This window comes from Aeromonas sp. R2-2 (assembly GCF_040908355.1).
Classification (GTDB): Bacteria; Pseudomonadota; Gammaproteobacteria; order Enterobacterales; family Aeromonadaceae; genus Aeromonas; species Aeromonas veronii.
In genome coordinates, this window is sequence record NZ_JBFODQ010000028.1 from 1 (window position 1) to 13199 (window position 13199).

Sequence of the window (13199 nt, forward strand, 5' to 3'; positions counted from 1 at the left end):
CAGCCGGGATGATTGGCCTGCTGGTGCCAGCGCGAAGCGGTCTCGTGAAACAGGCGTTCGATGCTCTTGTCCCCCAGTTTTTGGCGAGCTTGCAGGAAGGCGCTGGGGGCAACGAAGGGGCGGTCGCCGGGCAACAGGATATCAAGCTGATTGACCAGCTGGGTCATGGGGACGTGGCGGAAGATGGCCATGCCGATGATGGCCCAGACTAGTCGCTCCATGGGCATGCGGCGACGGCGCAGGGTCACGACATCCTCTTCGGCGAGCAGCGTCGTGATGAGCTCGGGAGGAATGAGGTCAGAAAGTGACTCAAACTGAGCGGCATTGCTGGCGTGGAGGAAGTCGAGAGCGTGAGCGATACGCATAAAAAATCCGAAACCAATCAACAGGTTTCGGATTTTCACACAACAGAAGGATCGGTCAATGGATCCTTAACTGATCGGCATTAGCCATAAGGCGCCTTTTTCATACCGGGTGACGCTTACTTGGCAGCGTAACGCTCGGCAGAGGTTTTGATCTCGGCTTCGGCAGCAGCCTTGTCGCCCCAGCCTTCCACCTTGACCCATTTGCCCGCCTCCAGCTCTTTGTAGCGCTCGAAGAAGTGCTGGATCTGGGCTTTCAGCAGTTCCGGCAGATCGTTCACATCCTGGATGTGGTCGTACTGCTTGGTCAGCTTGGAGTGCGGTACGGCAACGATCTTGGCATCTTCGCCAGATTCGTCGGTCATCTTCAGCACGCCAACCGGACGGCAGCGAATGACGGAACCGGCCAGCAGCGGGTAGGGGGTCGGAACCAGTACGTCGACGGGGTCACCATCCAGAGAGAGAGTCGCGTTCACGTAGCCGTAGTTGCACGGATAGAACATCGGGGTAGACATGAAGCGATCGACGAAAATAGCACCGCTGTCCTTGTCGACTTCGTATTTGATCGGGTCGGCATTCTGCGGGATTTCGATGATGACATAGATATCGTCGGGCAGGCTCTTGCCGGCCGGTACCAAGTTCAGGCTCATGATAATTCCTTCGTTGTTAGTATCAGGTTTGCAGGCCGATATTATAGCGATGTGATGTTAAATGACCATATTTCAGCGGACATCGCTAACAAAGAAGGGGGATGTTTCCGCTTTGCGGCGCGTTGATGTGTGCGGGATACAACAAAACGGCTGTTTTGATGCCCTGCCGGTGAGCAAGGTCACCGGCAGGGCATGTGGAGTTGCGAACAAAGGGGGTCAGAGCGAGTAGGGGAGTCTCGACTCATTGACCAGTCGCGACAGGGCTGTCACTACATGAGGGTCAAACTGGGTGCCGGAGCGGGACTGGATATACTCCATGGTCTGTGCCAGCGTCCAGGGTTCTTTGTAGGGGCGTTTGCTGAGCAGGGCATCGAATACATCGACTACCGCCACAATCCTCGCCGACAGGGGGATCTGCTGACCAGACAGCTGCTGCGGGTAGCCCTTGCCATCGAAGTGCTCGTGGTGGCCCCGGGCGATCTCTGCCCCTAGCGAGAGGTAGCTGGTTCCCTCCACCATTTCACCCGCCTTGTGCAGGATATTGGCGCCGATGCCGGCATGCTGCTCCATGATGGCCCGCTCTTCCGGGTCGAAACGGCCGGGCTTGTGCAGGATATGATCCGGGGTGCCCACCTTGCCCACATCGTGCAGGATGGAGGCCATGCCGATCATCTCGACAAACTCCGGGGTCAGCTGCTCGGGATAGGCCGTCATCTGCTTCAATTCGGCCACGATGGCATCCGAGAGTTTCTGCACCCGCAAGACATGCTCGCCGGTATCGGAGTCGCGAAACTCCGCCAGCGCCGCCAGTGCCACCACTGTGGCCTCCTGGGCGCGCAGCAACTGATTGTAGAGATAGAGGTTGTCGTAGGCCGCCGAGATGCGCTGACAGAAGACATCCAGCAGATCGCACTCGAGGGGATCGAGGGGCTGGGTCGGGGTAAAACTCAACACGAACTCGCGACCATTCTGGGCGGCGATATAGAGGGAGTCCTGTGGGTGTTCAAAGCGGTTGCAGCGCGCCGCCAGAGCCTTCATGACCGAGTCATTGAGGGTGGGAAAGTCGGTGATCTTGCCATCATCCAGCAGAGTCTCGTAGTCGCCGGTGGCGGCGAGGATCTCCAGCCCCTGTTCGCCGGGACGGCGCTCGGCGCAGATAGCCCCTTCGGTGCCCACATCGAGAATGGCGCTGATCTGTTTCAGCACGCCGGAGGCAAACTCCTTGAGTGAATGAAGATGGTAGAGATCGCCCGCCCCTTCCAGAATTTTGCCGAGCCCCTGCCGGCTCTTGTCGATGGCACTGAGGGTTTCGTATGAACGCAGGGATGCGATGACAGTGGTGTAGAGCTTTTGTACCGTCAGCTCGGTCTTGGTCTTGTAGTCATTGATGTCGTAATCGAGGATCACCCGCTGCTCGGGGGCTTGGCCGGGTTGGCCGGTACGCAGCACGATCCGTACCAGCGAGTTGTGCATTTCGTTGCGGATCCGGTGCACCAGCCGCAGACCTGCATCTTCGGTCTCCATCACCACATCGAGCAGGATCAGCGCAATCCTGGGATTGGCCTCCAGCATGCGGCCAGCTTCGGCGCCGCTGTAGGCATTGAGCAGCTCCAGCGGACGGGATTTGTAGTGAATGTTGGAGAGGGCCAGGCGGGTGGCATGATGGATATCCGGCTCATCATCCACGATCAGCACTTGCCATGGGTTGAGTGCCTTGGGGACCACGACCTCCTCATCATCGAGTTCGATGATGTCGTCGTCCAGCAAGATATCGTCCTTGTCTTGGGCACTGCTCATATCGGTTACGCCTCCGGCGCTCAATGAGTATGTGAACAGTATGCACGATCACACCCGCTCGGATCATCAGGATAAGTAGATATCGTGAGCTGGCTCCGCCTCTTTATCGCTACTCGAAAGGTTCCAGATACCCCCGGATCGACTTCTTCAACCAGGCCAACACCTTGCCGTGATAGGCGTTTTCCGCCAGATAGACCCCGTAATCTCGCCACTGCAGGCTGAACTTGTGTTTCAGAGTCAGCAGGGAGCCTTGTCGCAGCTGACTCTGGATCAGCGGCGAGGGGAGCACTGCCCAGCCCAGCCCGTCCAGCACCGCATTGCGCATCAACTCGAAGCTGGAGAGGCCGATATGCTGGCCCCCTACTGGCAACAGGCTTTTTACCGAAAATTCATCTACATACGAGAGGGTGACCTGGGTGTGATCGGTCAGATCCTGCTGTTTGACCCGCTTCAGTCCGGCCAGCGGATGGCTGGGTGCCACCACCATCAGGGTGCGGATCGGGTTGAGCACGTCGATATTGAGGCCGCTGCGCTCCTGATCTTCGGTAATAAGGCCAAAAGCGGCATCGACGAATCCCTCTTCCACCAGCGCCGGCAGTTCGGGCGGAGAGGCGAGCACCAGTGAGATACTGGTGCCGGGAAATTGATTGTGCAGGCTGGTCAGCATCTCGCGCCACACCGGCTCGGGAATCGCGTCATCGCGGGCGACCCGCAGCGCCACTTCGGCCCCCGAGGCGTAATGTTTGCACTTCTGCTGCAGGCTGTTGGCTGCCTGCAGCAGGCGGGTGCAATCATCCAGCACCAGCTCGCCGATTTCGGTCAGGCGACTCTGATTGGCACCTCGTTCAAAAAGTTCGACGCCAAGCTCAACTTCCAGCGCCGCGATGGCGGTGCTGACGGCGCTGCGGCTTTTGCCGAGGCGACGGGCGGTATTGGCAATAGAGCCGCTATTGGCTGACTCTACAAAGAGTTCTATCTGATATAGCTTCATGTTTTACAGGCTGTGGCGGAGTTTTTCACCATCACCTTAGCGTGCCAAACCAAGGCAAGGCAAACCTGTAGCGTCGGGATAATCGACGCTGAGCGATTGTCGCGAGTTGCTTCTCCCCGTTTACCATCTCTCCCGTCGAAGCAACAAAGGCATCTTATATGTTATTAAGTCGTATGTTTCTGGCCCGGCTGTTTTTGACCGGCGCCATCGTGACCGAGGTCGCCGGTACCTCCAGCATGGCCATGATCCCCGAGCAGGGGGCTGGCTGGATGAATTACATCCCGATGTGGCTGTTGATCGGTTTCTCGTACTGGTTGCTGGCGAAAGCCGCCAAAACAATCTCCATTGGTATTGCGTTTGCGCTCTGGGAGGGGCTCGGGATCACCTTGATCACCATAGTGTCGGTCATGTTCCTTGGTTACGATGTGACCGTTCAGGAGCTGATTGGCCTTGCTCTCGCGATAGTGGGGATTGTTATGGTGACCATGGGGGAGACCCATGATGAGCCCGCAGACAAGTCAGTAGAAGCGGAGGCCACAGCATGAGTCCGTTTGTGATTGTACTGGGTGCCGCACTGATCGATATCGGCGCCAACATGGCCATCAACCGCTCCAACGGGTTTCGTTACAAGGGGTGGGGATTCCTGGGGATCATGCTGGTACTCGGCGCCTTTACCCTGCTCTCGGAAGCGGTAAGTGGCTGCCAGATTGACCTGGCTGTTGCCTACGCCACCTGGGGGGCTATCGGCATCGTCGGTACGGCGCTGGGCGGTTTGCTCTTCTTCGGTGAGCGGCTCAAGCCCATCGGCTGGGCTGGCATGATGGTGATGGCGCTGGCTGTCGTTATGCTGACTACCGCCTGATAACCTGAAGCAATAAGAAAAGCCGCCCGGTTGCAACCGGGCGGCTTTTGTTTGGCTGATTGCTTGGTCGATGCAGGCTCAGCGCGGCGCTTCGTAGAGCTCCAGCGGCAGGCCGTCGGGGTCGGCGAAGAAGGTAAAGCGCTTGCCGGTCAGCTCGTCCACCCGTACCGGCTCTACCTCGACCCGATGGGCCAGCAGGTGGGCGATGACCCGGTCAAGGTCGCTGACCCGAAAGGCGAGATGGCGCAGGCCGCACGCCTCGGGGCGGGAGGGGCGCTCGGGAGGCGAGGGGAAGCTGAACAGCTCCAGCTGGCTGCCGTCCGGCAGGGCCAGATCCAGTTTCCATGACTGGCGCGCCTCGCGCAGGGTCTCGGCGATAATGGGTAGCCCCAGCACCTCGTGGTAGAAGTGGCGCGAGCGTGGGTAATCGCTGGCGATGATGGCCACATGGTGGATGGCGTCAAACAGCGGAAAGGTCATGGTGTTTCCTTGTCAGCAGCATAGTGAACGGGCAGCCTGCGCTGCCCGTGTCGTTGATCTAGTTAAAGAAACCGCCGAACCAGTCATCCAGCGCACTGCGCGGCGTCGCGCTGCTGGCGCAGCCGGCCGGGGAGCCCATGGTGGAGGCTTTGGCCGGCACCTGCAGGCTGCCCGGGCAGTCGCTGGCGACGCGGGTGCCGCTGGCGCGGGAGAAGTTGGCCCAGGTGACCCCTTCCGGCATCTTCAGTCCCAGACTGTTGACGCCGCGCTGGCTCATGTAGCCGCTAAAGAGCTGCAGGGCACCGCTGGCACCGGTCAAACCTGCCGGGGTATTGTCGTCGCGACCGACCCAGATACTGACCAGTTCGTTGTTGTCCATCCCGGCAAACCAGGAGTCGCGCAGCTCGTTGGTGGTGCCGGTCTTGGCCGCCATGGTGGCGCCCGGGAACTTGGCACTGAGCGCGCGGGCCGTACCCTGACTCACCGTCTTGGTCATGGCGAACAGGGTTAGCCAGCTTGCTTGCTGGTCGGTGACTCGCTTGGCGGTCTGATCATGCTGATAGAGCAGGCTGCCATCCCCGTTCACCACGGCGCGAATGGCCGATAGCGGCTGGGTCAGCCCCTGATTGGCGATGGGCAGATACATCTGGTTCACCTCCAGCGGGGAGAGGGCCACCGCCCCCAGCACCAGCGACGGATAGGGCTGGATCTCCTGCTGGACTCCCAGTTTGTGCAGGGTATCGACCACCTTCTCCAGCCCCACCTGCAGACCCAGATTGACTGTCGGCACGTTGAGTGAGCTGGCCAGCGCATCCATTAGCGGCACGCTCTGGCGGAACTTGCGATCGTAGTTTTGCGGTGTCCAGACCTGGCCATCCTGACCGCGAATACGGATCGGCTGATCTTTGAGTGGGGTCGCGAGCGTCAGGCCGTTGGAGAGACCGGTGAGGTAGACCGCCGGTTTCACTAGCGAGCCGATCTGGCGGCGGGCATCCAGCGCCCGGTTGAACCCTGCGTAGCGGGGATCGCGGCCACCCACCAGTGCGACTACTTCGCCCTTGTGCCAGTCGGAGACCACCATGGCCGCCTCCAGCTTCTTCTTGCCGCGCAGTTTCTCGATATCGGCGAGGCCCGATTCGACCGCCCGCTCGGCCGCGTGCTGGGCGATGGGGTCGAGGCTGGTGAAGATCTTGAGGCCGGACTGCTTGAGCAGATCGGCGCCGAAGCGGCTCTGGATCTCTCGCTTGAGCAGTCCCATAAAGGCCGGGGTGCGACCATAGCTCATCTGGCCACGGGCGATGATGCCGAGGGGTTGGCGGCTGGCCAGCTCATATTCGGCCTGGGTCAGGCTGCCGTGATCCATCAGCAGCTTCAGTACCAGATCCCGGCGAGTCTTGGCCCGCTCCGGGAAGCGCCATGGGTCGTAATAGGAGGGGCCTTTCACCAGACCGACCAGCAGGGCCACCTGATCGATATCCAGCTCGTTGACCGGAATGCCGAAGTAGAAGTAGGAGGCGAGGCCGAAGCCGTAGACCCCTTGCGAGAAGTTCTGCCCCAGATAGACCTCGTTGAGGTAGGACTCCAGGATCTCGTCCTTGCTGTAGCGATAGTCGATCAGTACCGCCATGTAGGCTTCCTGCAGTTTTCGCCACAGGCTGCGCTCGCGGGTCAGGAAGAAGTTTTTGGCCAGCTGCTGGGTCAGGGTACTGCCCCCCTGCACGGTACGACCCGCGATCAGGTTGGCGAACATGGCCCGCATGATGGCGACCGGCGAGACGCCGCCATGCTGGTAGAAGTCGCGATCTTCGGTGGTGAGCAGGGTCACCAGCAGGCTGTCGGGCACTTCGGCGATACGCACCAGCAGGCGATCTTCCCGATCTTCGGTATTGAGGCGATCGAGCAGCACCGGGTCCATCTGGGCGTAACCGAGCTGGCGCTGGTTCTCCAGCGACTGGATCCCCTCAAGGCGCGGGCCGTTGAAGGTGAGGCGCAGGCCACGGGCTCCGTCGGCGCCGTCATAGAACTCGAAGGGACGGCGAATCAGCTCGATGCGATTGCCGTTGATGGTGTATTCACCCGGCGTGTGAGGCTGGCGCACCTGCTTGTAGCTCAGCATGTTGAGCTCGCGCAGCATCTGGTCCCGCGACAGGCGCTGGCTGGGGTAGAGCTCCAGCGGGCGGCTATAGACCATCACCGGCAGCTGCCACTTCTCGCCATCGAAGCGCTCGCGCACCTTGGTATCGAGGTAGATGCCAAACACCACCATAAAGGCCGCCACCACCAGCGAGAGCTTGAAGCCAAGCCAGAACAGCTTGCGCCAGATGGTGCGTTTGGGCGCTGCCTTCTTGGGGGCACGCTTGCGTCGTTGGGTTGCCATAAATCCTCTTTGCTTTCCTTTCTACTTGTTATGTCGCATTCGCGAACGTTCGAGCGGGATTAACCCGCCGAACCTAGATGCCCATCTTCTTTTTGGTGACTTTGGTCGGCATCGCTTCCAGCGGATTATCCGGCCAGTAGTGGCGGGGATAGCGCCCCTTCATCTCTTTCTTCACCTGCTCGTAAGAGCCAGCCCAAAAGGCGGCCAGATCGGCAGTGATCTGCAGCGGTCGCTGGGCGGGGGAGAGCAGCTCCACCACCAGCGGCACCCGGCCATCGACCACGCAGGGGGTCGAGCCTTGCCCGAACATCTCCTGAATGCGTACCGGGATCACCGGTGCCTGCCCCGGCTGATAGCGGATCCGTACCCGGCTGCCGGTCGGTGCCGCAAAGTGGCTCGGCAGTGCCTCGTCCAGCCGTTTGGGCAGTGGCCAGGGCAGGGATTGGCGCAGGATGTCGCTCATATTGAGCCTCTTCAGCTGCTCCAGCCGGGTCATGCCGCTCACCGCTGGCAGCAACCACTGTTCCAGCGTGGCCAGCAGGCTCTCGTCATCCATCGCGGGCCACCCCTCATCGGGCAGCCAGTCGCGGGCGCAGCGCAGGCGGGCCAGCAGCCCTTCGCTGCTCTCGTCCCACGGCAGCACATGCAGCCCCTTGCGGCGAATGCCTTGCAGCAGGCAGCGCCCTTTCTGCTCGTCAGAGAGTTCGGTCAGCGGTCGCTGGCTCAGCACCAGCTCGCCGATCACCTGCTGGCGTTCGGCGCGCACCCGCTCTTCCCGCTCATCCCAGTCGAACCACTGCCGTTCGCTCACCAGTTCCGGCAGCAGGCGCACCAGCTCGTCCAGATCGACCGGTTCGGCGATAAAGATGCGGTTGCCGCGATCGTTCTGCCCCATCTCGATAGCGATAAGGGCCCCTTGTCCCTGACAGGGATGACCTTCTACCAGATCGCAGCTCACCCCACCACTGAGTTGATAGCGACTGCCGCTGCGCAGTTTGCCGATGCGATCCGGCCAGGCGAGGGCGCAGAGCAGCCCCAGCCACTGACCCTGCGCACTGGCAGGGCGGGCGCCAAGCCGTTCAAACCAGCGGGCCGCGCTCTGGCGCAGGGCGTTTTGACGGCGGAGGAACAGCACAGAGAGGCGCTCCGATCCTCGCAGATCTTCTTCCTGCAACGCCACCAGATAAGCAGCATCGGCGACAATCCCTGTCAGACCCTCGGACTCCAGCTCGCGGGCGCGCAGCAGCATGCGGGCGAGGCGAGGGTGGGTACCGAAGGCGGCCATGGCACGGCCAGCGGGAGTGAGTTGTTGCTCACCCTCCGGCTTCATGGCGCCAAGAGCCACCAGTAGCCGCTGGGCGCTGGCCACCGCAGCGGCTGGGGGCATGTCCAGCAGCGGCAGATCTGCCACCTTTGCCCCCCACTGGGCGGCGTCCAGCAGCAGGCCGGTCAGCTCCTGAGTGAGGATATCTGGCGGGCTCTGCTCGGCGAGTCGCTCCTGCACCTCGCTGCTCCAGAGCCGGTAGCAGACGCCGGGGCCGAGACGGCCAGCGCGGCCTGCCCGCTGGGTGGCGGAGGATTTGGCTATCTGGCGGGTTTCCAGCCGGGTGACACCGCTTTTCAGATCATAGGAGGCCCGTCGTTCCAGCCCGCTGTCGATCACCACCGAAATCCCCTCAATAGTGAGGGAGGTCTCAGCCACATTGGTGGTGAGCACCAGCTTACGGCGGCCCGCAGGCGCCGGTTCGATAGCCGCCTGCTGGGCTGCCATATCGAGGCGGCCGTAGAGGGGGGCGAGGGTCACGTCGTCCGGCAGTTTGTCTGCCAACCATTGCGCCAGTCGCTCGATCTCACCCTGTCCCGGCAGAAAGACCAGCAGGCTGCCATCTTGCTCGGCCAGCGCTTCGAGTACCACGGCGCCGACCTGCGGCTCCAGCCACTGCTGGCGATTGGCGGGGCGGTAGTGATAGTCGATGGGAAAACCGCGCCCCTCGGAGCGAACCACAGGGGCATCCGGCAACAAGGTCTCGAGTGCCATGCCATCCAGGGTTGCGGACATCACCAGGAGCTTGAGATCATCGCGCAATCCCTGCTGGCTCTCGATGGCGAAGGCCAGCGCGGTATCGGCGTGCAGACTGCGTTCGTGGAACTCATCGAAGATCACCAGCGAGACGCCAGTCAGCTCAGGGTCCTGCTGCAACATCCGGGTCAGCACCCCTTCGGTGACGATCTCGAGCCGGGTCGCTGAGCTGGTGCGGCTCTCGCCACGCACCCGCAGGCCGATGCGCTCGCTCACCTTCTCCCCCAGCTGACGGGCCAGAAAAGTGGCGATATTGCGCGCAGCCAGGCGACTTGGTTCCAGCATGATGATGCGGCCGGGCAGCCGGTTCTGACGCACCAGCTCCAGCGGCAGCAGAGTCGATTTGCCCGCGCCGGGTGGCGCCTGCAGGAGCACGCAGGTGTGGCTGTCGAGGGCGGCAAAGAGTTCGGGCAATACCGAAACGATGGGGAGCTGGGACAAAGCGATGAGCACCTTCTGTAGCAACCGGTAAAACGGCGCCTATTCTGCCACAGCCACCCGCGCCACCGTGAGTGGATGTGCGGATATGGCCACTCGGGTGGGAGGGTGGCGAGACATGGCCGGATGGCTGCCATAGAATGGGCCCATCCAATGAGCGTGAAAAAGGCATTATCACCACATGGCCAAACTCTTCTTTGCCCTGCCCGTCAAGGAGCTCGCCCCCGAGCTCATCGCCTGGCGCGATCAGCAGCCCTGGCCCGGTCAGCCGGTGCCGCAAGCCAACCTCCACCTGACCCTAGCCTTTCTGGGTGAGGCGGACGAGTTGACCACCCGCCGCCTGATCGCCGCCGTGGAGCGTCAGCACTGTCCGCCGCTCTCCATCAGGTTGGATGAGACCGGCTGGTTCAGCCGGGCCAAGGCTGCCTGGATTGGCCCGAAGGAGTGGCCCAACGAGCTGACCGTGCTGGCAAAGGCGCTGCGCCGCCACGGCGAGAAGTTGCGTCTTGGCAATGGCGAGCAGGGTTATCGCCCCCATGTCACCCTGTCGCGCAAGGCGGGTGAGGCTCCGGCCATCCTGCCTGCCCCAAATTTTCTGCTGCAGGCCGATGAGTTCTGCCTCTATCAATCCATCTCGACTCCGGACGGGGGACGCTACGAGCCGCTTGCCTGCTGGCCGCTGCGCGCCCGGGTAAAAGAAGACGCGCGGAGGGCTAACCCGTGATCTTTGATCCCCCCCTACAATCGGGCCAGCTGGTGGCCCGCTACAAGCGCTTTCTGACCGATGTGCAACTCGATAACGGCGAGGTCATTACCATCCATTGCGCCAATACCGGTGCCATGACCGGTTGTGCCGATCCGGGCACCCGGGTCTGGTACTCCACCTCCGATAACCCCAAGCGCAAGCTGCCCAACAGCTGGGAGATCGCCGAGAGCCCGGCGGGCCACTTTATCTGCGTCAACACGGCGCGCGCCAACCAGATCGCCCGGGAGTTGATCGAGCAGGAGGCTATCGCTCCGCTGGCGGGTTACAGCCGCTTGCGCACCGAGGTGAAGTATGGCGAAGAGAACAGTCGCATCGATCTGTTGCTGGAAGATGACGAGAAGGGCAATTGTTACATCGAGGTAAAATCAGTCACCCTGCTCGACGAACGTGAACATCCGGGTATGGGCTACTTCCCCGATGCAGTCACCGCCCGTGGTGCCAAGCATTTGCGCGAGTTGATGGCGATGAAAGCTGCGGGCCACAGGGCCGTGCTGCTATTTATGGTGTTGCACTCCGGAATAAGCCGGATGCGCCCTGCAACCCATATAGATCCGCACTATAGTCTGCTAATTGAGCAGGCAATCGCGGCGGGGGTTGAAATTTTATGCTATCGGCCCCATGTTGGGGTGCAAGGCATGGTGGCTCAAGGGTTTATCCCGTTTGAATCTGGTCACCTGTTACCCGAGGGGAGTGCATAAATATTGGAGTGGGTAACATTATTGGTACGGCTCGTTTGCTTACCCGTTACCCTTCTGCTATAGATGTCGCCCTCAATTTATGGATGGCACGGGTAGCGTGCTGAATTAGGAGACAGGGCATGCCAACAGGCGAAAACAGGAAATCTCTGGGCCCCCTGGCCATTGCGGGTGTCGCGCCTTACCAGGAAAAGCCGGGTGAGGAGTACATGAATGACCAACAAAAGGCGCATTTTCGCAAGATCCTGGGTGCCTGGCGCAACCAACTGATGCAGGAAGTTGATCGTACAGTCGACCATATGAAAGACGAGGCTGCCAACTTCCCGGATCCCGTGGATCGTGCCGCGCAAGAAGAAGAGTTCGCTCTTGAACTGCGTACCCGCGACCGTGAACGCAAGCTGATCAAGAAGATCGAGAAGACCTTGCAGCTGCTTGAAGACGATGATTTCGGTTACTGCGAACATTGCGGTATCGAGATCGGTATCCGTCGTCTGGAAGCCCGTCCGACTGCCGACCTCTGTGTCGATTGCAAGACGCTGGCCGAGATCAAGGAAAAACAGATGGCCGGTTGATCCCGACCCTCTGGTATATGAAAAAGGGAGCTCGCGGGCTCCCTTTTTTATTGAGCTTTTGGCGGTCGCGCCCCAGAATGCAGCCTCAATGAATCGCTTATCCGAATAGTCATGCCAGTGAATTCCCCATCCTCACCCCTTGTGCGCCCCTATGTCGGCCGCTTTGCCCCCTCCCCCTCAGGCCCGCTTCATTTCGGTTCGCTGATCGCCGCCCTCGGCAGCTTTTTGCAGGCCAGAGCGCAGCAGGGGCGCTGGCTGGTGCGCATCGAAGATATCGATCCGCCGCGGGAGATGGCAGGGGCAGCGCACCTGATCCTCAAGACTCTTGAGGCATATGGCCTCGAGTGGGATGGGGAGGTGATGTTCCAGAGCGCGCGCCACGGCCGTTATGACGAGATCATCGACCAGCTCTATCGGGCGGGGGACCTCTACTGGTGCCGTTGCACCCGGCGCGAAATTATGGCCGCGGGCGGTCTCTACAGCGGCCACTGCCGCACGCTGGGGCTTGCGGCCGAAGGTTGCGCTGCCCGGCTGCGCCAGCACCATCCGGTCTACCACTTCGACGATCGCTTGCAGGGCCATATCGCGGTACCGGCGGCGCTCGCCGAGGAGGATTTCATTATCCGTCGCCGCGACGGGCTCTACGCCTACAACCTGGCGGTGGTGGTAGATGATATGGACAGCGGCATCACCGAGATAGTGCGCGGTGCCGATCTGCTGGAGCCCACGGTGCGCCAGATTGCCCTCTACCAGACCCTGGGGGCGCCGGTGCCCGACTGGGTGCACCTGCCGCTGGCGGTGCTGGCAGATGGCAACAAGCTCTCCAAGCAGAACCATGCGCCGGCCCTCGCGCTTGATGAGGTGCGACCAGCCTTGTGGCAGGCGCTGCACTTCCTCGGCCAGTGCCCGCCGCCCGAGCTGATGGCGAGCCGGATCGACGAGATCATCGAATGGGGCATCGCTAACTGGCAGCTAGAACGGGTGCCAGCCAGCGAGAAGATCCCGCTGGACATTGAGTAAAGAGAGCCGGTTTTCGTGTAATAGGACGTGAGCTGGGCGCTGATAGACCGCTATTTTCGCTGGCAGACGGTTTCATGCGGGATCAATTGTCAGCACGGTTTTTCATTTG

13 protein-coding genes are annotated in these 13199 nt (G+C 61.2%); 6 read left to right on the top strand and 7 right to left on the bottom strand.

What is annotated here, in order from left to right:
- From AB5Z09_RS04925 to AB5Z09_RS04940, 4 genes are all read right to left on the bottom strand, one after another.
- Positions 1 to 365 (bottom strand): transposase domain-containing protein (locus AB5Z09_RS04925; RefSeq protein ID WP_368194749.1); only part of this gene is annotated, 365 nt, incomplete at its 3' end.
- Between the two features lie 116 nt (positions 366 to 481).
- On the bottom strand, positions 482 to 1012 hold the full coding sequence (gene ppa / locus AB5Z09_RS04930) for an inorganic diphosphatase (RefSeq protein ID WP_005335667.1): 531 nt from the start codon (positions 1010 to 1012) through the stop codon (positions 482 to 484).
- A 216-nt stretch (positions 1013 to 1228) separates the two neighbouring features.
- Complete coding sequence (locus AB5Z09_RS04935) at positions 1229 to 2809, bottom strand: DUF3369 domain-containing protein (protein ID WP_323888569.1); 1581 nt, start codon at positions 2807 to 2809, stop codon at positions 1229 to 1231.
- 109 nt (positions 2810 to 2918) lie between these two features.
- Positions 2919 to 3800, bottom strand: coding sequence for a LysR family transcriptional regulator (locus tag AB5Z09_RS04940; RefSeq protein WP_368194760.1), 882 nt, complete (start codon positions 3798 to 3800; stop codon positions 2919 to 2921).
- 158 nt (positions 3801 to 3958) lie between these two features.
- Here AB5Z09_RS04940 and AB5Z09_RS04945 point away from each other — a divergent pair, with 158 nt between their 5' ends.
- Positions 3959 to 4345 carry a multidrug efflux SMR transporter gene (locus tag AB5Z09_RS04945; protein WP_005335660.1) on the top strand — a complete coding sequence of 129 codons (387 nt, stop codon included), beginning with the start codon at positions 3959 to 3961 and terminating at the stop codon, positions 4343 to 4345.
- Positions 4342 to 4662 (top strand): SMR family transporter, encoded by a 321-nt coding sequence (locus tag AB5Z09_RS04950; protein ID WP_368194761.1) that lies wholly within the window; start codon positions 4342 to 4344, stop codon positions 4660 to 4662. Before AB5Z09_RS04945 ends, AB5Z09_RS04950 begins: the two co-directional genes overlap by 4 nt.
- A 78-nt stretch (positions 4663 to 4740) precedes the next feature.
- Here the strand turns inward: AB5Z09_RS04950 and AB5Z09_RS04955 are convergent, their stop codons facing one another.
- From AB5Z09_RS04955 to hrpB, 3 genes are all read right to left on the bottom strand, one after another.
- Positions 4741 to 5142, bottom strand: a complete 402-nt coding sequence (locus AB5Z09_RS04955; protein ID WP_005362902.1) for a VOC family protein — start codon at positions 5140 to 5142, stop codon at positions 4741 to 4743.
- 58 nt (positions 5143 to 5200) lie between these two features.
- A complete protein-coding gene (mrcB, locus tag AB5Z09_RS04960) occupies positions 5201 to 7519 on the bottom strand; it encodes a penicillin-binding protein 1B (protein WP_100652841.1) in 2319 nt (772 codons plus the stop codon).
- A gap of 73 nt (positions 7520 to 7592) precedes the next feature.
- Positions 7593 to 10040, bottom strand: a complete 2448-nt coding sequence (gene hrpB, locus AB5Z09_RS04965; RefSeq protein WP_368194762.1) for an ATP-dependent helicase HrpB — start codon at positions 10038 to 10040, stop codon at positions 7593 to 7595.
- 178 nt (positions 10041 to 10218) lie between these two features.
- Between hrpB and thpR the strand changes: the two genes are divergently transcribed.
- The 4 genes from thpR to gluQRS all read left to right on the top strand — a co-directional run bounded on the left by thpR (position 10219) and on the right by gluQRS (position 13090).
- Positions 10219 to 10761 carry an RNA 2',3'-cyclic phosphodiesterase gene (thpR, locus tag AB5Z09_RS04970; RefSeq protein ID WP_216956310.1) on the top strand — a complete coding sequence of 181 codons (543 nt, stop codon included), beginning with the start codon at positions 10219 to 10221 and terminating at the stop codon, positions 10759 to 10761.
- On the top strand, positions 10758 to 11501 hold the full coding sequence (sfsA, locus tag AB5Z09_RS04975) for a DNA/RNA nuclease SfsA (RefSeq protein WP_047437797.1): 744 nt from the start codon (positions 10758 to 10760) through the stop codon (positions 11499 to 11501). The genes thpR and sfsA overlap by 4 nt, the downstream gene beginning before the upstream one ends.
- A 119-nt stretch (positions 11502 to 11620) precedes the next feature.
- A complete protein-coding gene (dksA, locus tag AB5Z09_RS04980; RefSeq protein WP_005335644.1) occupies positions 11621 to 12070 on the top strand; it encodes an RNA polymerase-binding protein DksA in 450 nt (149 codons plus the stop codon).
- Between the two features lie 111 nt (positions 12071 to 12181).
- Entirely contained in the window at positions 12182 to 13090 is a 909-nt protein-coding gene (gene gluQRS / locus AB5Z09_RS04985; RefSeq protein ID WP_216956307.1) for a tRNA glutamyl-Q(34) synthetase GluQRS, read from the top strand.
- The last annotated feature ends 109 nt before the right edge of the window (positions 13091 to 13199 follow it).